The sequence below is a fragment of the Pseudomonas sp. BGI-2 genome (genome assembly GCF_004310295.1).
GTDB lineage: Bacteria > Pseudomonadota > Gammaproteobacteria > Pseudomonadales > Pseudomonadaceae > Aquipseudomonas.
This window is the reverse complement of the sequence record NZ_SISB01000004.1, coordinates 101,820-122,264: the sequence shown is the minus strand read 5'-3', so window position 1 is coordinate 122,264 and position 20,445 is coordinate 101,820. Positions and strand designations below refer to the sequence as shown.

17 protein-coding genes are annotated in these 20,445 nt (G+C 56.8%); 13 read left to right on the top strand and 4 right to left on the bottom strand.

The annotated features are described in order from the left end of the window. Positions 1-47 precede the first annotated feature (47 nt). From EYC95_RS04245 to EYC95_RS04235, 3 genes are read left to right on the top strand one after another with little or no spacing between them, the layout of a single operon-like run. Positions 48-602, top strand: coding sequence for a hypothetical protein (locus EYC95_RS04245; RefSeq protein WP_178083814.1), 555 nt, complete (start codon positions 48-50; stop codon positions 600-602). After that, a complete protein-coding gene (locus EYC95_RS04240; RefSeq protein WP_131059244.1) occupies positions 602-2,836 on the top strand; it encodes a hypothetical protein in 2,235 nt (744 codons plus the stop codon). The genes EYC95_RS04245 and EYC95_RS04240 overlap by 1 nt, the downstream gene beginning before the upstream one ends. 42 nt (positions 2,837-2,878) lie before the next feature. Further along, positions 2,879-6,769, top strand: a complete 3,891-nt coding sequence (locus EYC95_RS04235; RefSeq protein ID WP_131059243.1) for a transglycosylase SLT domain-containing protein — start codon at positions 2,879-2,881, stop codon at positions 6,767-6,769. A 176-nt stretch (positions 6,770-6,945) separates the two neighbouring features. On the opposite strand, the gene EYC95_RS04230 is transcribed toward EYC95_RS04235, so the two are convergent. The 3 genes from EYC95_RS04230 to EYC95_RS04220 are packed head-to-tail and all read right to left on the bottom strand — an operon-like array spanning position 6,946 to position 8,979. Further along, positions 6,946-7,374, bottom strand: a complete 429-nt coding sequence (locus EYC95_RS04230) for a hypothetical protein (protein WP_131059242.1) — start codon at positions 7,372-7,374, stop codon at positions 6,946-6,948. 53 nt (positions 7,375-7,427) lie between these two features. After that, a complete protein-coding gene (locus EYC95_RS04225; protein WP_131059241.1) occupies positions 7,428-7,889 on the bottom strand; it encodes a hypothetical protein in 462 nt (153 codons plus the stop codon). Then, a complete protein-coding gene (locus tag EYC95_RS04220; RefSeq protein ID WP_131059240.1) occupies positions 7,819-8,979 on the bottom strand; it encodes a polymorphic toxin type 44 domain-containing protein in 1,161 nt (386 codons plus the stop codon). The genes EYC95_RS04225 and EYC95_RS04220 overlap by 71 nt, the downstream gene beginning before the upstream one ends. A 386-nt stretch (positions 8,980-9,365) precedes the next feature. Here EYC95_RS04220 and EYC95_RS30965 point away from each other — a divergent pair, with 386 nt between their 5' ends. The 3 genes from EYC95_RS30965 (at position 9,366) to EYC95_RS04210 (ending at position 10,613) form a co-directional block, all read left to right on the top strand. Then, on the top strand, positions 9,366-9,539 hold the full coding sequence (locus EYC95_RS30965; protein WP_371928403.1) for a gp19.5 family protein: 174 nt from the start codon (positions 9,366-9,368) through the stop codon (positions 9,537-9,539). A gap of 67 nt (positions 9,540-9,606) precedes the next feature. Continuing rightward, entirely contained in the window at positions 9,607-10,161 is a 555-nt protein-coding gene (locus EYC95_RS04215) for a hypothetical protein (RefSeq protein WP_131059239.1), read from the top strand. A gap of 242 nt (positions 10,162-10,403) precedes the next feature. Further along, positions 10,404-10,613 carry an SEC-C metal-binding domain-containing protein gene (locus EYC95_RS04210; protein WP_007906737.1) on the top strand — a complete coding sequence of 70 codons (210 nt, stop codon included), beginning with the start codon at positions 10,404-10,406 and terminating at the stop codon, positions 10,611-10,613. Between the two features lie 150 nt (positions 10,614-10,763). Here the strand turns inward: EYC95_RS04210 and EYC95_RS04205 are convergent, their stop codons facing one another. Next, positions 10,764-11,315 carry a cysteine hydrolase family protein gene (locus EYC95_RS04205; protein ID WP_131059238.1) on the bottom strand — a complete coding sequence of 184 codons (552 nt, stop codon included), beginning with the start codon at positions 11,313-11,315 and terminating at the stop codon, positions 10,764-10,766. 144 nt (positions 11,316-11,459) lie between these two features. On the opposite strand from EYC95_RS04205, the gene EYC95_RS04200 reads away from it, so the two are divergent. The 7 genes from EYC95_RS04200 (at position 11,460) to EYC95_RS04165 (ending at position 20,436) form a co-directional block, all read left to right on the top strand. Beyond that, positions 11,460-12,104, top strand: a complete 645-nt coding sequence (locus EYC95_RS04200; protein ID WP_131059237.1) for a glutathione binding-like protein — start codon at positions 11,460-11,462, stop codon at positions 12,102-12,104. A 306-nt stretch (positions 12,105-12,410) separates the two neighbouring features. Beyond that, positions 12,411-14,861 carry a penicillin acylase family protein gene (locus EYC95_RS04195; protein ID WP_131059236.1) on the top strand — a complete coding sequence of 817 codons (2,451 nt, stop codon included), beginning with the start codon at positions 12,411-12,413 and terminating at the stop codon, positions 14,859-14,861. A gap of 225 nt (positions 14,862-15,086) precedes the next feature. Continuing rightward, positions 15,087-16,121 (top strand): ligase-associated DNA damage response exonuclease, encoded by a 1,035-nt coding sequence (locus EYC95_RS04185; RefSeq protein WP_131059234.1) that lies wholly within the window; start codon positions 15,087-15,089, stop codon positions 16,119-16,121. After that, entirely contained in the window at positions 16,118-17,806 is a 1,689-nt protein-coding gene (locus tag EYC95_RS04180; RefSeq protein ID WP_131059233.1) for an ATP-dependent DNA ligase, read from the top strand. The genes EYC95_RS04185 and EYC95_RS04180 overlap by 4 nt, the downstream gene beginning before the upstream one ends. A gap of 355 nt (positions 17,807-18,161) precedes the next feature. Beyond that, positions 18,162-18,944 carry a transporter substrate-binding domain-containing protein gene (locus EYC95_RS04175; RefSeq protein WP_131059232.1) on the top strand — a complete coding sequence of 261 codons (783 nt, stop codon included), beginning with the start codon at positions 18,162-18,164 and terminating at the stop codon, positions 18,942-18,944. Between the two features lie 56 nt (positions 18,945-19,000). Next, positions 19,001-19,729 (top strand): ABC transporter permease, encoded by a 729-nt coding sequence (locus EYC95_RS04170; RefSeq protein ID WP_131059231.1) that lies wholly within the window; start codon positions 19,001-19,003, stop codon positions 19,727-19,729. Beyond that, a complete protein-coding gene (locus EYC95_RS04165) occupies positions 19,726-20,436 on the top strand; it encodes an ABC transporter permease (RefSeq protein WP_131059230.1) in 711 nt (236 codons plus the stop codon). Before EYC95_RS04170 ends, EYC95_RS04165 begins: the two co-directional genes overlap by 4 nt. Positions 20,437-20,445 lie beyond the last annotated feature (9 nt).

Genomic DNA, 20,445 nt, shown 5'->3' with positions numbered 1-20,445 from the left:
AACCCGTAAGTATCGGCATGGCAATCGTTGCGGTCGCTGGCTCCGCTATGAGTGCATCCGAAAGCGCCAAGGCCAAGGGGCAGATGACCGACAACGAACGTAAGCAACAAAACGAAGTCGTCAAGCAAGCAAACTTCGCTGAGAACGATCAGAAGCTTGCCACCGTAGACAAGCAAGACGAAGCCCGAAGGCAACTCACTGAAGTCAATCTTCAGACCATCCGAAACCAAGGGATCATCAATGCGGCAATTGGTGAGTCTGGGATGTCGGGCAACTCAATGGATCGCCTGAAGAATTCAGTGGCAAACGATGCGTCTGCCGAGAAGATGAACATCACCGAAAACTATGAGCGCGACTATCAAGCCATCTTCGCCAATCGTGTGGGCTCCTCGGAGAACGCTAAGGCCGCTGTCCGTGGTCTGGGTGGTAACAACCGCAAGGTGAACAACATCGCGAACGCTCTGAACATCGTATCGGCAGGCGGGAGCGCTTATGTGGGATCGGGCGGTAAGTTTGGTCAAGGCAAGTCAGCGGCCCCGAACGCACCCGCACCAAGATCGTCAGACCCAACCCGCAGCATTAACAATGGAGGAACTCGCTAATGGCTCAGAATGAAATTGCACGGGCTCTGGGTCAGTCGGCCCAGACCACAAGTGGCCGTCAAGGCTTCCGCGCGGGTACTGGGATGGGCTATCAAGCTGCCAGAATTGCTAAGCCTGATGCCCCTGACCATACGCTAAGCGACTCCTTACGAAACTTCGTACAGGCAGGAGGTGCGATGGTAGGTGCCTATGACGTGATGCGTGATACCCAAGGGAAAGAACGCGCCAATGAAATCATTAGTAAGCTCTCTCCAGAGGAGCGCCGATCAGCACGGGAACAGGGCGTATTGCTGAACCAAGACGACCCATATGCAATGCGACATCTGAACGAACTGACCGGCAGTAATGCAGCCAACGAGCTGGATCAGGAGATTCAAAATTTGGTGACGCAGGGAAAATTCAAAACCCGTGCTGAACTGGATGAGCACAGAGCGACGCGCTTAAAGGAGGGCGCCAAGTCTTTTGCGTCGATGAATGGAATTGACCCTGAGGACAGCGATTATCAACGCGGCTTCAATGCCAGTATCACTCAACGTAATGCCGCTGTGATTGACCAGTTCGGTCGCCGTCAATCCGAAGAGTTTCAGGTGAATGCTGGCATCCAATCGCGGAGTGACCTTGGATCGCTTCTTTCTGATCCCGGTTTTATGCGGACTCCAGAGGCTGCTACGGTCGTGTCTGGATACATTAACAACGGACTCCGCACTGGCATCATTCCTACGACCTCAGCAGCCGTAGAGCTTCTTCGTGGCTCCCTTCAGGATGCGACTGCGCGTGACGGCGGAGTTTCCCTGCTTAGCAACATCGGCTCACAACAGGTGAACATTGGGGGCGAGATGGCCAACATCACCGATGTGGTGGGAGCCGATGCCATGGAGAATCTCAAAGCCAAAGCGGCTCACTACGAGCAATCCTCTAAAGCTGATCGTGCTGAGCAATTCCACGGGCAACTTTCGGGGATCATGGCGGGAACGGATACCAATGCGGCACTTTCGGCGCTCGATAAGCTCCGTGCGCAAACTGTGGGGGCGACCCCTACGGACGTAATGACTCCAGAACGTCAGGCCATCATGGGCAGCCGAGAGCAGCTCCTGAATCGGCAGAGGGCAGAGACTGCGAAGTACCAGACAGAGGCCGTCAAGATCGAGCAGAAACAGAACCGCTTGGCATTACTTGATGGTGCCTGGCAGAGAAAGCTTGATGGTGAAATGGTCTCTGTTGATCCTAAGCTTCTACCCACCAACGAGATGACCGGGACGTTTACCGCTGAGGATGAAGCGAATTACGCAAGCCTCAAGATGAATCAGATTGCTTCGTGGAATCTCCCAGAGAGCGACAAGACCAACTTGATGCTTCAGTACGTCAAGGCCGACCGTAAGGACGGACCTTTCAGAAAGATCATGGGTGAGTTCGTTGACACCGCAAGTGCTGAATGGGATGGCGCAGTCATTAGTGGGAATACTCAACGTGATTACCCTCAGCTTGATCGTCTGCGAGAACTTTCAAAAGCAGACCCTGTGTCTGTCGCCATGCTCTTCCCTGAGAAGGCTGACCTTGTAGCAAAGCTCAACGCCATGGATCGCTACGGGATTGACATGGCTACTGCCGTGGAAGCCGAAAAGGCTCAGAGCAAGTTGACCCGTGAAGAGAGGAATCAGCAGGGCCGAGAGTTCACCACGATGATTCGCAGGTCCAAAACGGCAGCCCAGTACATGCCCGCCGAGATGAACGAAATGGCCCGCACCATCTACGAGGCCAATGTTGCGCTTACAGGAAATCTCTCGGCTGCACAGTCTGCCGTAGAGTCTTTCGTGGAAACCAACACGGCTCAGTTCAAGACATCCGGCGCACCGATGGGCGCAGTCTTCAAGGCTGACATTCTCATGGACCCGAATGACGTTACTTCGTGGAAAAGTGGGCAGGCCGCTGTGCAGGCGAAACTTGATGCTTTCTCTCAGGCACACCCAGATGCAGCCACAGGCGGTGCCTTCGTAGTCTCCCGAAACAACCAACTCTATATCCAGACCCTTAACGGTCGAGTGGAGCCATTGCATATGCAGGACATCCGGGACGAGAACGCACGGGCAGCAGCTCAGGCGCGTGAAGAAGCGAAGCGCCGCGAACAGGAAGACATCAAGCGCTCTCAAGAAGGCTTCAAGCCTTACGCAACGGAACGCGAAGCGAACGCCCGCAAAGTCTTCGAGTACCAACAAACCCATCAGAAACCAAAGTGAGGCCTTCGGGCCTCCTGATCCACTTCTTAAAGGAGGCCATACATGACGACAGAATACGAAAACATCAAAGCCACTGGCACCCAATACGACAACCTAATTCGTTCCGCTGCTGAGTCCGAAGGTGTCCGTTACGACCTGCTGCATAAGCAGATTTACAATGAGTCCTCGTTCAAGTCTGACGCAAAGTCCCCCACAGGCCCATTGGGTCTCGCACAGTTCACTGAGGCCACCGGTCGGGCATACGGTTTGATGTCCCCAGAAGATCGGTTAGACCCCGTGAAGGCCGTCCCAGCGATGGCCCGTCATATGCGAGACCTCATTGATAAGTATGACGGTGATGAGCTGGCAGCGGCCCTCGCGTACAACCAAGGCGAAGGCCATCTCGGAGCCCCTCAGGTTTCTGCCATGCGTTCGGGTGACTTCTCGAAGCTGTCCGCCGAAGGTCGTGGCTACATGGCAAAGTTGCTTGATGTGGCAGTCAGTCCCCATCGGGATGCCTTCAAGAGCCTCACAGGTTCCGTAATGCCTCAGCAAGGCGCATTGGGCCTAACCGGCCAGCCTGTCGATAAGGGCATGACTGTGGGGGAACTTGCTACCTCACAGGGAAAGCCTCTATCCGGTGACGCAGAGCTTGGTGCATGGGACGGCACAGGGAAAGCCTCTAAGGCAGCCTTGGCGACTTCCGTGATAGGCACTGCTTACCGGGGCTACGCAGAGGAAGGCGCAGACCTTGGGACTGTCGTTTCAATGATGCGGCCCGTGTCGAGAATGCAGGACAACCCAATGACCGAAGAGGACTTTGAAACCCTCGATAAGCTTGGAGTGCAGCCTGAATATTATCGACAGTTCGCATCGGCGGAACGTGAAGAGTGGAAGAACATTCTCCCTACCGTCCTCGACTCTCAGGATTATCAACAAGACTTCGATTCCGCTGGATGGGCTGCCCAAGTAACAGGTGGTCTTGTTAGTGCTGCAGGTGACCCGACGAGCTACTTGCCCGTAGTTGGCCTTACAGGTTCTCTCGGAGCCCGTGTGGTTAAAGGTGCTGCCTATGGGTCCGCCCTGGCTGTGGGTAGTGATCACCTTCGGTCGCGGGTGGTTGGTGGCGAATCCCATTTGGCCGCTTCCGCTGCTGGTGGCGCGATTCTTGGAGGCGCTCTTTCAGGTGCCTTCGGGAAAAACCTTGTGGTCACTCACGGTAACGCGGCTATTGAACATGTTGGTGATCCTTTCACGGGCCCTGTAATCCGAGCTGAGTCTCGCGTGCGAGCGGCGGAAGCAGGCACCCTTGACCCAACCTTGATGCCACATACGGAAGGCACTCCAACTGCCAACGTGAACGGTGTTGACCTTCAGCCGGTGCCTTTTGAGGACGGTGCGGTGCGTCTTGCTAACGGTACGATTCTCAGTGGCTCCAACCCGCTCAACCCCGTAACTGTCGCTCGCATGGAGCAATTCGAACGTGCTGCGCCGGGCGCTCACATGGGCGGGTTCACTGAGATAGGTCATACGCTCAATCGGAGCGAATCGGCGGATGTTCGTGGTATCGCGGGACAGTTGTTTCGACCGCCCACAGGCACCGTCTCGGGCTCAAATGGCCGGTTTGCTGCTGTCGCCAGTGACATCGCTGAGCGCGAACGAGGTCAGGACAACTTGAGCTATCAGTCCCTGACACAGCTTGCTGATGACGCTATGGGTTCCAAGTGGTACTCAGCGCTTCCCGGTTCGCGCACAGAGGCTCAGCAGTTGCTTGACCGGCGCGCCATTGAGGCTCTCGAAGACCCCACGGGAACCGCAAGGAGTTCTTTGCGAGCAGAGGAGCGGGCCTACATGGACGCGATAGGTGCTCACACAGAACGTAAGCACGACAGCCTTAGCAATCCAGCGAAGTATGGCAACAGTAACGCTGTCTCCTTGATGGACTCAACGCGCCATGCTGGCCATTACTTTCCTAACGTCTACGACCGAGGAGCCCGTGCCCTTTGGTCCGAACGGCTGGGCGGCACAGATGCCCTGCAAGACGCCATTCGGGAAAGCATGCTGCGTAGTTACGCCGCTCGACCTGCTACCCGTGCCCGCGTGGATGCTCACATCACTGACCTGTTGAATGCTGAAGGGGTCCCTGTGACACCACAGGCCATCGCTCAGCGAGTCCATCAGTACGCCAACGGTAAAGCTTACGGGATCACACAGGACAACTCTCTGACCACTCAGGCCTTTGACATCAATCAAGGACAGTTCGGCGGCAACATCACGGAAAATAACTTCCTCAAAGGGCGCCACCTGTTTGATTCGGATGTGCGAGTTACTACCCCGCACGGAGAGTTCTCGGTGAACGACCTTCGTGACTTCTCTGTGGGCAGGATTCTGCAAGCCTATGATCGGCGCGTTAATGGTGATGTGGCCGTAATGGGCTCCACAGGCAAGACCGTTGGTGAGCTGGAGGCTCAGATTAAAGCACTGTCTGATGACATCAAACCCGACGAACGTGCCGCGCTGGATCAAGCCCTTAAGGTCCTCACAGGCCAAGCCCGTCGAGATACCCCGGAAGGGGCTTTGGCGACAGTCGGTCGGGCCCTCAACGACACAGCCTTTACGCTCAAATCGTTCTTCATGCCCTTTCAGAACTTCACGGAGATGGCTGGCCTTGTCTCTCGTGGCTACGGGCACATGTTGGGCCATAACATTCCGGCTTATAAGGAACTGGTAGCGGGTAAGTACAAGATGACAGCTGAGGGCCTTAACGACCTGCACGCGGGTCTCTTTGGTCGTGAACTGGATGGCTCTATCGTGCCTGCTCGTGCGGACATCATTGAGCGCCTCCGTGAGCAGGGCTCCAGTGAAGCAGTGGCTCAATCTGTTGGGTCGCTCAAGTGGGCCACCGGGGCGATGTCCCGTCGATCCCCTGCGGGTTACATGCTGCCCGAGACTACCAATCACCTCATTGATGCAGGCCGTAAAGGCATTCTTGGGGACATCGTGCGGCACACGCTCGCAGGTGGTAAGAGCCCGATGGATAACTTGCTGATATCGGAACCTTCTCTGCTTCGCTCCGCGAGTATCACACCGGCTCAATGGGACGGCATTAAGGACCTCATCAGAAGCTCCATGGTGCGCGATGCTGAAGGCAAGTATTCGGTGCGTGATATGACTGCCTTCCAGTCTGACCCTCGCTCAATGCACCTCTGGCGGTTGGCTGATCGCATGGCGGACGAGGTGGTAATCAGGCCCCATAAAGTATCCAACCTTGATACGAAGGCTTACGGCGTTGGCGTGAAGATGCTCATGCAGTTCAAGAGCTTCCTTGTGAAGTCCCTGAATGAGCGCCTGATGCGAGGTGTGAATGAGGCTCGCATGAATGGTCGAGTGATGGATCAGGCCTACACAGCGGCTTTGTCGGCCATGGCTGGCGGAAGCTTCTACGCCTCAACTGCTTATTTGAAAGCTCAGATGATGCCGACTCATGCCCGCACGCAGTACCTGAAAGATGCCCTTGATCCCAACATGATTGCCTATGCGGCTCTGACACGTGGGTCGTACCTCGGCACCCCTTTCGGCCTGGCTAACATCGTGGCCGCGCCATTGGGCTTTGATCAGGCTGCGATGGTCCGAACTTCGATTCTTCCTGAGGCTGCCCGTAAGAAGGCCCCGAAAGAGAAGGCATGGTTGTATGGGCTGAGTGACCTCGACAAGCCCGGTGAGATTCTCACAGGTGCCTTGAAGCAGGTTCCAGCGGCTGGCTTGATTAGCAGTGCGGCTCAGGTCGGATATAACCTTTCGGGACTCGCAGGAACGATTAACAGTCCCGACATGGCTCAAACGTACCGCACAGGCATTTTCAATGGATTCCGAGGGTTGATCCCCAACGACCCTGTGAGTCAGCGTCTAACCGTTGAGATGTTCGAGCGATGGGGTATTGATACGACAAAGTAAATTGCAGTGTCATTAAAAAGGGGACCTTAACGGGTTCCCTATTTTTTCAGAATGACCACCTCTGAGAGGCCCGGTCTGCAAGGCCTCCAAAACCCCTCACTATAAGCAGAGGGGACTTAAGGTTACTTCTTCAGGAACCCTCGTAAAGATAACGCTGAGGCTGCCCTGTCAGATTATTACCGCCAATCCTTATACAGATCACGAACAGCCAATACGGCCAGCCAAGCGAAGGAAAGCAACCAGACGTAGTAGCCGTAGGTATAACCAGTAATAGTGAATCTGCCGTCTTCATCGTACCAAGTGACAAGCTGTAGTTGCACTGACAGCCCCGCGAGTAATGCGAGTACTGCATAAATGAAGCTCCGCTTGACGCTCCGAGTCCGGTAAGCAGCGATGAATAAGGGGTTCGCTAACCATGCAGCGTAACCGTAGACCATTGATAGTAACCCTAAGATAAATGCCCACCACCCCGGCAAAGCGTTTTGAGTGAGGGTTTCATAAAGCCAGTTATCATCTTCTTGCCACACGGCTGGTAACATAAGGCTGAGTAAGTACAGAGCCATGCCGATATCGCGAAGTTCGAGACGTCGCGTGGGCCACTTCATTGTCGAGATTCTCCGTCGCCGTTAGACGTTCTTTATTTGCTGGTCATATATGCTTAAAGCCGAAAAGGGTCAGGTTCACCCTCACACTTGTTCAAACGTTCGATAACCTCGGGGGGCGTCTTGTTAACGTCTACTCTGCCCGATTCCGTGAGATATATGTCTATCGTTGCCCAGCGTTTGGGTGTTATGTCGATACATCTCATACTGCCCTTGATGGGTCCCCAAAAGAAAACCATAAAGAAGTCTTCATCGGGGAATATGTGACCAACATCAGATGTGGCTTCTCCCGGCAGCATTCTCTCTCTATGGATGTCGTGCTGCGTATCCCAGACCAATCGAAGTTCATCCCTACCTTCTTTGGAGTAATGAATAATTACGCCGGGGGTGGCAGCATACCAAGCCGCCAACAGGGCTATTAATGCGAAGAGAACGACATAACGGGCCTTAATTTTTCTCGCATTGATGATCAATGACACCTGCTCCCCATTCTTGTGGTGCAACCGAAAGAACCTCATCCATCACCATTTTCGCTGTGATGCCACCATTAGGATGCTGGTTAAAAAGTTTAATACCAATACCGACAGATATCCGGTCGGGATCGTCGTCCCATGCGCGGAGCCCCTCGACGTTCTCGGCACGTTGAGGCCCTCGGTGTTTTCTTCTTTCCTGTGGTTTTGTTATGTCAGTGAGCGCCCCGACAGAGTCTGAGACTATCTGCTCCAACCCTGCACCGTCGGCCAGTACGCTCTCTGAAAGACCACCTGCGCGCCCAACATAGCCATAGTGGATGTTGGACCAAATATCATAGAAGTATTCGTACTCGCCTTGCTTGTGGTAATACCCACCGAACTTCTTATGGATTTTCGGCTTGTGGTCCCAATCCCGATACTGCCCCACGCGCTCAGTCCAGATCGCCATAGCAGCAGCGCCATTTGCAGCACCAATAGCTTGTGGGCTGGTCGCACCTACTTGGGCATACCAAGGCAGCTCCATTTGCTTACGGGTTTCTTCCGCAACGTCATAGCTGAGCAGTTCCTTCATCTTCAGGACAGATGGGTGGTGGATGTTGTTGTTCATCTCGTCGGCTATATATGCCGCCAGTTCTTCCATCATGTCTGGGTCTTTGCAGACGGCAGGTTCCGCTTTCTCTTCAGGTTTCTCCTCGGGCTTCTTACCAGCAGCCTTAGAATCTACCAAAGCGTTCGCCGCTAAGGCTTTCTCCTTGAGATTCGGGTCGGCCAACAAGGTCGCCATCTTCTCATCGTCTACGGAACCGTCTGGCCGGAAGGCTCCCAGCGCCATGAAGTTAATAATGGCCGCGCCACCAGCGTCACCCATGACAAAGCCACCACCGACATCGCCTGAGCCCGTGATGATCGTCCCACCGTGACTGGTAGGGCTTCCCAAGTGGGCCATTGGACGGCCATTCACCTGAATAGAAGGAAAGCCCGTAGTGATGACCGCTCCACACCCACAGGTATCACCCACACGGGCAGACCCCATGAAGTTGATATTCACGTCACCGGAGGCGGAAGCGATAGGTGTAGTCCCGTGACCGGGTAAAGGGCAGACGTGTTTGTCACCCAGTCGTGCAGAAGAAATCATTGAGCATCGTCCTTGCGTCTTTCGTCCATAGACAATAACCAGCCTTTAGGCGAGCGCGTGGGAGGCTACCGGAAACGGAAAGGCAGGTCTGTAGGAAAAGTCTTAATTCTGAACAGTGGGTGCCGAAAAAATCTCATTGAGCGAACTCATAGTCGAAAACGCGAGAGACCCACGGTTGCTACTCCGCCCACTATCTGCGCTGGCATAGGTGTGACTGGGCAAGGGCGTCTGGTCACTTCCAGCACTCATTTAAAAACACCCACTATAAGCAGAGGGGGACTTTAGGCTATTCAAACAGCCCTGCTCTTTAAGACCTCTCTCTGGCTATCTCTCTGGTGATGAATATCAATTGACCAATAACCACTCACACACGGGAGGGCTTAGCGATGACTACTCGGTGGACAACCTTTGTAGCAGTAATCCGCACTCTGGCTACCCACCGTGTCACCTACCGATTTCTTGGTCTACTCCTTGTCACTCTTGGAGTTGCTCAAGGTGGTCCTTTGGTCGAAGGCCTTGGGGATGTCGTCTGCGTTGTGCTTGGTGGCTGCGCTGAGTGACGTAAGTACTGCTCTGATAGACTCGGAAGCTTACCGGTGCCGAAAACATTAGCGCCGGAGCTTCCCGATGGAGACGCATGAGATGGAGTTTACCGAGCACTATTACTTCCTTCGGATGTACTCAGTTGACCTAAACACCGCTCGCTTAGCCGTCAAGGTTCTAAAACGCTACAGACGTGCGGATGTTCGGTACGCGCTTCTTCGCGATCTTATAGTCACCTATGTTCGCCCCTTCTCCGTAAATAAGGGGCGACAGTCCAAGCACATTTTGAGTGTTAAAAGGCATGTCCCGGCGTCAATGAGGTCACTCCACGATGAGCTTGTACGCGTAAGAATGCAGCAGTTCGCCCACACCGATTTAACCTATTATTCACCCTTAACACTGACTTTCCGAGGTCCGAACGGGGAGTTCAACGGCTACGGGACGATGTTCAAGGGCTACGATTACGGGGCGCTACTCGAAAAGCTTCCTCACATCGAAAAGCTTATTGCGGCAGTAGAAACGAGCGTTAACGCTGAGTTGAGAAGGGAAGAACGGGAGTCGGGTACAGATGGTCCAGTCATCCCCATCCCTCCCGAGCAAAAAGCCGACCTTGAGAATCTGACAGAAAAATCTGAATGACCACCTCAATCAGGAGTTGCCCTCGCGTCCCCCCGTGGGTGCCCTCGCCTGAGCCTTATCGCGTGCCTACGTGGGTCCTTATCGCGTGCCCATGCGCGCCTTTGGATGAGACTTTTGGGGATGGGCCAAGAGTGCGACAATGGTGTAACAAACTCAGTAGACAACCGGCTGAGTAGGCCCATATGATTGACCTTCCGGCCTACTCGGCTAATCCCCGCCGATTTAATTCCGGAGCAAAACCGATGACCCAGCAACCCCATGTCCATGGCCCTGACTGCAACCACGATCATGACCATCACGACCACCATGATCACGACCATGGCCATGTCCACGGCCCGAACTGCGGCCACGCCCACCAGGAACCGGTGCGCAACGCCCTGAAAGACGTCGGCCGCAACGACCCTTGCCCATGCGGCAACGGCAAGAAATTCAAGAAATGCCACGGCGCTTGATGCTTCGGGCGGATAATTTTTTCGCCAGTTGAATCGCCTTCGCGAGCAAGCCCGCTCCCACATTTGAACTGCGCCCGACACATATTTTGTATCCGCCGCAGATTTAATGTGGGAGCGGGCTTGCTCGCGAAGAGGCCCTCAAACCCGCCATCAATCCAGAATCTGTGCAGTGCTGACGACCATCGCATATTCCCCGTGCAAATTCCCCAGCGACATCGCATGCACTTCCTCGGCTGAATGCGCATTGCCGAAATAATCAGCCTTATCGAACGTAAAGCACGCATCCTCCACAACCCAGGCGTCAAACCCCAGGTTCCCGGCCGTTCGCGCCGTGGACTCCACCGAGTTGTGAGTCGCAACGCCAACGATGATCAACTGCTCGATCCCCGCCTCGCGCAAACTCGCCTCCAGCCCCGTCGCACAAAACGCATCCGGCACCTGTTTGGAAATCAGCTGCTCGCCGGCCAACGGCTGGAAACGTTCCTGAATCTCCACACCCGATTGCTGCGGCCAGAACACTGAATCCGGTGAACGGGACAGGTGCTGCACATGAATCACCGGCCGCCCGGTTCGACGCCAATACGCGAGCAAATCTAGGATTCGCGCCTCGGCCTGAGGATTATTTCGGCGACCGAGCCTGGGGTGCAGGATGCCTTTTTGCTGGTCGACAATGATCAGTGCTGCGTTGTTCTTGAGCTCCATGCCGACTTTTCTCACACGAGGTCATTGAATTTCACGCACTTCAGCATCACCTCCTCTTACAGGCAAGCCATCGAATGCAAACAGGACGACCTGATGCCCGCGGTCGCTGTCCGACCCTACGACGTCTCTTGATGTGGAGTACTCATGATCGACCTGTATTACTGGACCACCCCCAACGGCCACAAAATCTCGATTTTCCTGGAAGAAGCCGGCCTGCCGTACAACGTGCACCCGATCAACATCAGTCAGAACGAGCAGTTCCAGCCGCACTTTCTGAAAATCTCCCCAAACAACAGAATCCCGGCCATCGTCGACAATGAGCCAATCGATGGCGGTGAACCGCTGTCGGTGTTCGAGTCGGGGGCGATTTTGCTGTACCTGGCGGAGAAGACTGGCAAGTTCCTGCCCAAAGACCTGCGCGGTCGCCAGCAAGCGCTGCAATGGTTGTTCTGGCAGATGGGCGGTCTGGGGCCGATGGCCGGGCAAAATCATCACTTCAGCCAGTTTGCACCGGAGAAAATTCCTTACGCGATCAAGCGCTATATCGATGAAACGGCCCGCCTGTACGGAGTGCTCGACAAACAGCTAGCCGATAAAGACTTCGTCGCCGGCAGCGAATACAGCATTGCCGACATGGCGATTTACCCGTGGATCGTTTCCCACAAGTGGCAGAGCCAGAACCTGGAAGACTTCCCTAACGTGCTGCGCTGGTTCACCCACATCCAGAACCGTCCGGCGACCGTAAAGGCCTATGCCCTGGCGGCCAAGGTCAACCCCCCAAAACCCTGAAAACGACGCATGACCTGTGGCGAGGGGATTTAGCGAAACGTCGCACCGCCCCGTTCGGCTGCGAGGCAGTCGTGAATACGGACAACTCGGTCTGTAAATGGATTCTGGGTGCCGCTTCGCGCCCCAACGGGGATAAATCCCCTCGCCACAAATGTGGGTGCCCGCGCTTATGTGAACAGTATTACGATCTAGAGTTGTGGTTTATCGGACAAATCCGGAAATAACCTGATACCCCGCTTGCGCGCCCTCCTCCTGCTCTCTAACGTAGCGCCTTTATTGCGCCTCTACCCCCGCAGGAGCTTTGCCATGGCCTCGCCAGCCCATACACATTTTCTTCCCCGGTTCGGCGTTGCCGCAGCAGTGGCCGGTGTTTTGAGCCTGACCGGTTGTCAGACCTGGAACACCCAGGACACCCTCCCGCCGACCACCGGCGTACAGCCGCTCAAGGGCCTGGCGCAGAACGTTTCGGTGCGCCGCAATGCCATGGGCATGCCGCTGATCGAAAGCAACAGCTTCCACGACGCCCTGTTCGCCCTCGGTTACGTCCACGCCAGCGACCGCATCACGCAAATGGTCACTCTGCGCCTGCTTGCCCAGGGCCGGTTGTCGGAGATGTCCGGTTCGGACCTGCTGGACGCTGACCGTTACATGCGCGCCGTCAACCTGAAGAAAAGCGCCGGCGAGCTGTACAAAGCGTCTTCGCCGCGCCTCAAACGCTTCTTCGAAGTCTATGCGCGCGGCGTCAACGCCTACCTGTTCCGCTTCCGCGACAAGCTGCCGGCCGACCTCGTGGCCACCGGTTACAAGCCTGAATACTGGAAGCCGGAAGATTCGGCGCTGATTTTCTGCCTGCTGAACTTCAGCCAGTCCGCCAACCTGCCGGAAGAAATCGCCGCGCTGATGCTGGCCCAGACCGTCACCACCGACAAACTCGGGTGGCTGACGCCGTCCGCTCCCGACGAAAAACTGCCGCTGGGCGAAGCCGAAAAACTTCAGGGCATCAAGCTCAATGGAGCAATCCCGGGCCTGGCCGACATCAGCAAAGCCACCGGGCAACTGTCCGACCTGAATCTGTTGGGCGCCACCTCGTCGAACAACTGGGCCATCGGCCCGCAACGCAGCCGCAGTGGCAAAAGCCTGCTGGCCAGCGACAGCCATGGCCCGTTGGGCGTGCCGTCGTTGTTCAGCTACGTGCAGATTCGCGCGCCGAAATACCAGGCCTCAGGCGTGACGATCGCCGGTTTGCCCATGGTGCTCGGCGGTTTCAACGGCAAGGTGGCGTGGAGCATGACCTCGGTCATGGGCGACAACCAAGACTTGTTCCTGGAAAAAATCAAACGCCAGGGCAACGGCCTCACGTATGAAGTCAGCGGCAAATGGCAGCCGGTGATCGTGCGCAACGAGACCTACTTCGTCAAAGGCCAGCGGCCGATTCGCGAAGTGGTGTACGAAACCCGTCACGGCCCGCTGCTCAACAGTGCCCAAGGCACGACGCTGGCCAATGGGTTCGGCCTGGCCTTGCAGACGCCAAACTTCACCGACGACAAGACACTGGACGCGTTTTTCGACCTGTCCCGTGCCCAGACCGTCGAGAAAGCCTCGGACGCCAGCCGTGAAATCCGCGCCATTGCGCTGAACCTGGTATTTGCCGACGCCAGCAACATCGGCTGGCAAGTCACCGGTCGCTACCCGAACCGTCGCGAAGGTGAAGGCCTGATGCCGTCGCCGGGCTGGGAAGGTCGCTACGATTGGGACGGTTACGCCGACCCGATGCTCCATCCCTATGACCAGGATCCGGCCCAAGGCTGGCTCGGCACCGCCAACCAGCGGGTCATTCCCCATGGCTACGGCATGCAACTGTCCAACTCCTGGTCAGCGCCGGAACGTGGCGAACGCCTGGCCGAACTGGCAAGTGTGGGCAAACACGACACGCGCAGCGTGATCGCGATGCAATACGACCAGACCACGACGTTCGCCGCCAAGCTGAAGAAAATGTTTGAAGCACCGGGCATGTCCCAGCCGCTCAAACAGGCCATCGAAGCGGTGCCGGTTGCCGATCGCGGCAAGGCTCGCGAGGCCTACACCCGCTTGATGGCGTTCGACGGCAAACTCGGCCCGACCTCTGCGGATGCGGCGATCTACGAGCTGTTCTTGCAGGAAAGCACCCAACAGATTTTCCTCGATGAACTGGGCCCGGAAAGCAGCCCGGCGTGGAAAGCCTTTATCGCCAACGGCAAGTTGTCCTACGCGGCTCAGGCCGACCACCTGCTGGGCCGTGAAGACAGTCCGTTCTGGGATGACGCGCGCACGCCGCAGAAAGAAGACAAGCCTGCGATCCTCGCCCGCAGCCTGGCAGCGGCGATCAGCGCCGGTGACAGCCAATTGGGTGGTGATCACAAGGCCTGGCAGTGGGGCAAACTGCACCGCTATGAATGGAAGAATGCCAGCGGCCAGACCGTGCGCGGTCCATTGGCGGCGGGGGGCGATCACACCACGCTGAACACCGCGGCGTTCACCTGGGGCCAGGACTTCAACACCACGCTGGCGCCGGCCATGCGCTTTATCGTTGATTTCAGCCAGGCGGAACCGTTGATGGGGCAGAACAGCACTGGACAGTCCGGCAACCCGGCGAGCCCGAATTATCTCGACAGCATTGATCCATGGCTGAAGGGGCAATACATGAGTTTGCCGATGCAACCGCAGAACTTTGACAAGGTGTACGGGAAGACGCGGTTGACCCTTACACCTGGCAAATAAGAGTCACCGCCGCTCCCACACGGGGAAATATTTCACCCGTACTGATCGTTCCCACGCTCTGCGTGGGAATGCAGCCCGTGACGCTCCGCGTCACTGGACGCGGAGCGTCCCTTGAGGCGTTACCACGCGGAGCGTGGGAACAATCGTCAAGCTTCAAAAAATCAATAGAACTTCTGCCTTCGCGCAAACCTCATAGCTAACAAGTCCCCCCATTTTGGTAACAACATGGATCTTGTTATCGCGCGCCCTGAAGGTTTGTACTGCCCCGTCGGCGATTTCTATATCGACCCGTGGCGGCCGGTCGAGCGTTCAGTCATCACTCACGCTCACGGCGACCATGCCCGCACCGGCAACCAGTATTATCTGGCGGCGGCCCCAGGCGAAGGGATTTTGCGTGCGCGATTGGGACAGGTCATCAACCTGCAAACCCTGCCCTATGGCGAGCGCTTGCAGCACCACGGCGTCACCCTGAGTTTTCACCCCGCCGGCCATGTCTTGGGCTCCGCCCAGGTGCGCCTGGAATACGACGGCGAAGTCTGGGTTGCCTCGGGGGATTACAAGATCGAACCCGACGGCACCTGCGCGCCATTCGAACCGGTGCGGTGCCATACCTTTATCACTGAGTCGACTTTTGGCCTGCCGATTTACCGCTGGCAACCCCAGGCGCAGATCTTTGCCGAGATCAATCAGTGGTGGCAGGCCAATGCCGCCGCCGACAAAACCAGCGTGCTTTTTTGCTATTCCTTCGGCAAGGCCCAGCGAATTCTCCACGGTATCAACGCCAGCCTCGGCCCCATTTTGGTGCATGGCGCGGTGGAACCGTTGAACCGGGTGTATCGCGAGAGCGGCGTTTACATTCCGCCGACGATCTATGCCGGCGACGTGCAAAAGAGCGACCCGATGATGCGCAAGGCGCTGGTCATCGCGCCGCCATCGGCCGGCGCCAGCACCTGGATGCGCCGCTTTGGCGATTACAGCGACGGCTTCGCCAGCGGCTGGATGCGTTTGCGCGGTACGCGGCGCAGACGCGGTGTGGACCGTGGCTTTGTCCTGTCCGACCACGCCGACTGGCCGGGCCTGCTCTGGGCCATCGAACAGACCGGCGCTCAGCGGGTGATGGTCACCCACGGCTCGGTCGGGGTGTTGGTGCGTCATCTGCGCGAACAGGGCCTTGATGCCATGGGTTTCAGCACAGAATACGGCGACGATGAGGAAGACAACGCCGCCGTCGAAACCGACAGCGCCGAGGTGACGCCATGAAGGCCTTCGCCGAGCTGTACGCCGAACTCGACGCCACCACGTCAAGCAACGCCAAACTGGCCGCCATGCAGTCCTACTTTGCCAAGGCTGCTCCCGAAGACGCCGCGTGGGCGGTGTACTTTTTGTCCGGTGGGCGACCTCGTCAGTTGGTGCCGGTACGCGTGTTGCGCGAACTGGCGGTCACGTTTTCCGGCCTGCAGCCTTGGCTGTTCGAAGAAAGTTACCAAGCGGTCGGCGATATGGCGGAAACCATTTCGCTGGTCCTGCCCGAGGCCCTGCACAGCTCCACCGACGGGCTAGCGGTATGGATTGAAGACAAACTGCTGCCATTGCGCGGTGAATCCCCGGAAGTCCTCGCTGAGCGATTGCCCGCGCTCTGGGCGCAATTGGATCGCCATAGCCTGATGCTCTGCATCAAACTCATTACCGGCAGTTTCCGCGTCGGCGTCTCCAAGCTCCTGGTGACGCGCGCCCTGGCGGCCATGGCCGGGATCGACAGCAAACGCGTAGCCCAGCGGTTGGTCGGTTACACCGACCTGTCCAATCGTCCGAGCGCTGCCAGTTATCTGAAATTGATCGCGGCCGAATCGTCCGACGAACATGCCCAACGCGGTGGCCAGCCCTACCCGTTTTTCCTGGCCCATGCCTTGGCGCAACCGGTCGAGCAATTCGAAAACGTGCTCGGCCCGGCGAGCCAGTGGCAAGTGGAATGGAAGTGGGATGGGATTCGCGCCCAGGTGGTCAAGCGTGACGGGCGGTTGTGGATCTGGTCGCGCGGCGAAGAGCTGGTAACCGAGCGCTTTCCCGAACTCGACAGCCTGTTGCACGGCTTGCCTGACGGGACGGTGATCGATGGTGAAATCGTCGCCTGGAAATCCACACGACCAAACACCGACGATGCCTTTGACCCGCAATCGCCGGCCTCTCCCGCGGTGTTACCGTTCGCGCTGTTGCAGCAGCGGATCGGCCGTAAAACCCTGGACAAGAAAATTCTCGAAGAAGTGCCGGTGGTGGTGCTCGCCTACGACTTGCTGGAATGGCAAGGCGAGGACTGGCGCAATCAGCTTCAGGCCAAGCGCCGCGCTCAACTGGATCAGCTCGTCACGACCTGCAACAACCCGGTGTTACTCGCCTCACCAGTGCTCACCGGCGAAGACTGGTTTGACCTCGCCAGACAACGCGAAGCCTCCCGCAGCCTCGGCGTCGAAGGCATGATGCTCAAGGCCCGGGATGCGCTGTATGGCGTCGGTCGGACCAAGGATATAGGCGTCTGGTGGAAATGGAAAGTCGACCCCTTCAGCGTCGATGCGGTGCTGATTTATGCGCAGCGCGGCCATGGTCGCCGGGCGAATCTCTACAGTGATTACACCTTCGCGGTCTGGGACGGCCCGCCCGACGCCAGCGAGCGAACGCTGGTGCCATTCGCCAAAGCCTATTCAGGGCTGACCGACGAAGAAATGCGCCAGGTCGACAGTATTGTGCGCAAAACCACGGTGGAGAAATTCGGGCCGGTGAGCAGTGTGAAACCGAGCCTGGTGTTTGAGCTGGGTTTTGAGGGCATCGCCCTGTCGAAACGCCACAAGAGCGGGATTGCCGTGCGGTTTCCGAGGATGTTGAGGTGGCGACAGGACAAGTCGGTGGAAGAGGCTGACAACCTCGCAACGCTGCAAGATTTGCTGGGCTAACCCCAATCTCTTTGTGGGAGGGGGCTTTTGTGGCGAGGGGATTTATCCCCGTTGGGCTGCGAAGCGGCCCGCGCGTCATTTCAGACTGAACGGTTTTGCCGAATTGACGACTGCTTCGCAGCCGAACGGGGATAAATCCCCTTAGGTATTTGTGCCATTCCGAACCAAGATGGTGCAGCAATTTTCCGACGCCCGTTTTCGTGCACAAATCCCCGATTGCCATTTCTTGAATCACCTTTTAAAACGCTTGTTCGGGACACTGGTTCGGAAATTGCTACTTTCATTAGGTCTTACGCTTTCCAGTAACAATAATTCTGCGCCACAAGCGCTCATATTGGTTCTTAGGGATTGAATAATGAAAAAAGCATTGCTGACCCTTTCTGCACTGGCGTTGTGCATGGCTGCTGGTTCCGCCATGGCAAAAGAATACAAAGAACTGCGTTTTGGCGTTGACCCTTCCTACGCTCCGTTTGAATCGAAAGCGGCTGACGGTAGCCTGGTGGGCTTCGACATCGATCTGGGTAACGCGATCTGCGCCGAGCTGAAGGTCAAGTGCAAATGGGTCGAAAGCGATTTCGACGGCATGATTCCGGGCCTGAAGGCCAATAAATTCGACGGTGTGATCTCTTCGATGACCGTCACCCCGGCTCGCGAAAAAGTCATCGACTTCTCCAGCGAGCTGTTCTCCGGCCCAACCGCCTACGTGTTCAAGAAAGGATCTGGCTTGACCGAAGACGTCGCTTCGCTGAAGGGCAAAACCGTCGGCTACGAGCAAGGCACCATCCAGGAAGCGTACGCCAAAGCTGTTCTGGACAAGGCAGGCGTGAAAACCCAGGCCTATCAGAACCAGGATCAGGTGTATTCCGACCTGATGTCCGGCCGTCTCGACGCGGCGATCCAGGACATGCTGCAAGCTGAACTGGGTTTTTTGAAGTCGCCAAAGGGCGAGGGCTACGAAGTCAGCAAGCCGGTTGACAGCGAATTGCTGCCGGCCAAAACAGCGATCGGTATCTCTAAAGGTAACAAAGACCTCAATGCACTTTTGGATAAAGGTATCAAAGCGTTACACGACGATGGCACCTACGCCACCATTCAAAAGAAACACTTTGGCGATCTGAATCTGTACAGCGGCAAATAATGCGCGGCGCCCATCTCACGATGGGCGTTTTTTTTATCCGATCAGGTTGCTGATTTATGTTCGAAAACCTCTTACAAAATCTGGGGCTCTCAGCCTTCAGCCTCAAGGGCTTCGGTCCGTTGCTGATGGAAGGCACCTGGATGACCATCAAATTATCGGCATTGTCGCTGCTGGTGGCCGTATTGCTCGGCCTGCTTGGCGCCACAGCCAAACTGTCAAAAGTCAAACTGGTGCGGGTTCCGGCCCAGATCTACACCACGCTGATCCGCGGCGTACCCGACCTGGTGCTGATGCTGCTGATTTTCTACAGCCTGCAAACCTGGTTGACGTCGTTTACCGATTTCATGGAATGGGAATACATCGAGATCAACCCGTTCAGTGCCGGGGTCATCACCCTGGGCTTCATTTATGGTGCGTATTTCACCGAAACCTTCCGTGGCGCGATTCTCTCGGTGCCTCGGGGTCAGGTCGAAGCCGCTACCGCTTATGGCCTTAAACGCGGCCAGCGTTTTCGAATCGTGGTGTTCCCGCAAATGATGCGTTTCGCCCTGCCGGGGATCGGGAACAACTGGATGGTGATGCTCAAGGCGACCGCACTTGTCTCGATCATCGGCCTGGCCGACCTGGTCAAGGCAGCCCAGGACGCCGGTAAAAGCACCTATCAGCTGTTTTACTTCCTGGTGCTTGCCGCGCTGATTTACCTGCTCATCACCAGCGCCTCCAACTTCGTCCTGCGCTGGCTCGAACGCCGCTACGCCGCCGGCTCCCGGGAGGCCGTACGATGATCGAACTCTTGCAGGAGTACTGGAAACCCTTCCTTTACACCGACGGCTACAACATTACCGGCCTGGCCATGACCATGTGGCTGCTGACCGCCTCGATCGTCATCGGTTTCCTGGTGTCGATCCCGCTGTCCATCGCCCGGGTGTCGCCGCACTTCTACGTCCGCTGGCCGGTGCAGTTCTACACTTACCTGTTTCGCGGCACGCCGCTGTATATCCAGCTGCTGATTTGCTACACCGGTATCTACAGCCTGGCCGCCGTGCGTGCGCAACCGGTGCTGGATGCGTTCTTCCGCGATGCGATGAACTGCACGATCCTGGCGTTCGCCCTGAACACCTGCGCCTACACCACGGAGATTTTTGCCGGGGCGATCCGCAGCATGGCTCACGGTGAAGTCGAAGCGGCCAAGGCCTACGGCCTGACAGGCTGGAAGCTGTATGCCTACGTGATCATGCCGTCAGCCCTGCGTCGCTCGTTGCCTTATTACAGCAACGAAGTGATTTTGATGCTGCACTCGACCACCGTGGCGTTCACCGCGACCATCCCGGACATCCTGAAAGTCGCGCGGGACGCCAACTCGGCGACCTTCCTGACCTTCCAGTCGTTCGGTATTGCCGCGCTGATTTACCTGACCATTACCTTTGCGCTGGTCGGCCTGTTCCGCCTCGCTGAACGCCGATGGCTGGCCTTCCTCGGGCCGACCCACTAGGACTTGCAA

Bases quoted from the DNA above. Each gene is read 5' to 3' on its own strand.
- EYC95_RS04245 (WP_178083814.1), top strand. From the start codon at position 48: ATGAGTGCATCCGAAAGCGCCAAGGCCAAGGGGCAGATGACCGACAAC.
- EYC95_RS04240 (WP_131059244.1), top strand. From the start codon at position 602: ATGGCTCAGAATGAAATTGCACGGGCTCTGGGTCAGTCGGCCCAGACC.
- EYC95_RS04235 (WP_131059243.1), top strand. From the start codon at position 2,879: ATGACGACAGAATACGAAAACATCAAAGCCACTGGCACCCAATACGAC.
- EYC95_RS04230 (WP_131059242.1), bottom strand. From the start codon at position 7,374: ATGAAGTGGCCCACGCGACGTCTCGAACTTCGCGATATCGGCATGGCT.
- EYC95_RS04225 (WP_131059241.1), bottom strand. From the start codon at position 7,889: ATGAGGTTCTTTCGGTTGCACCACAAGAATGGGGAGCAGGTGTCATTG.
- EYC95_RS04220 (WP_131059240.1), bottom strand. From the start codon at position 8,979: ATGATTTCTTCTGCACGACTGGGTGACAAACACGTCTGCCCTTTACCC.
- EYC95_RS30965 (WP_371928403.1), top strand. From the start codon at position 9,366: ATGACTACTCGGTGGACAACCTTTGTAGCAGTAATCCGCACTCTGGCT.
- EYC95_RS04215 (WP_131059239.1), top strand. From the start codon at position 9,607: ATGGAGACGCATGAGATGGAGTTTACCGAGCACTATTACTTCCTTCGG.
- EYC95_RS04210 (WP_007906737.1), top strand. From the start codon at position 10,404: ATGACCCAGCAACCCCATGTCCATGGCCCTGACTGCAACCACGATCAT.
- EYC95_RS04205 (WP_131059238.1), bottom strand. From the start codon at position 11,315: ATGGAGCTCAAGAACAACGCAGCACTGATCATTGTCGACCAGCAAAAA.
- EYC95_RS04200 (WP_131059237.1), top strand. From the start codon at position 11,460: ATGATCGACCTGTATTACTGGACCACCCCCAACGGCCACAAAATCTCG.
- EYC95_RS04195 (WP_131059236.1), top strand. From the start codon at position 12,411: ATGGCCTCGCCAGCCCATACACATTTTCTTCCCCGGTTCGGCGTTGCC.
- EYC95_RS04185 (WP_131059234.1), top strand. From the start codon at position 15,087: ATGGATCTTGTTATCGCGCGCCCTGAAGGTTTGTACTGCCCCGTCGGC.
- EYC95_RS04180 (WP_131059233.1), top strand. From the start codon at position 16,118: ATGAAGGCCTTCGCCGAGCTGTACGCCGAACTCGACGCCACCACGTCA.
- EYC95_RS04175 (WP_131059232.1), top strand. From the start codon at position 18,162: ATGAAAAAAGCATTGCTGACCCTTTCTGCACTGGCGTTGTGCATGGCT.
- EYC95_RS04170 (WP_131059231.1), top strand. From the start codon at position 19,001: ATGTTCGAAAACCTCTTACAAAATCTGGGGCTCTCAGCCTTCAGCCTC.
- EYC95_RS04165 (WP_131059230.1), top strand. From the start codon at position 19,726: ATGATCGAACTCTTGCAGGAGTACTGGAAACCCTTCCTTTACACCGAC.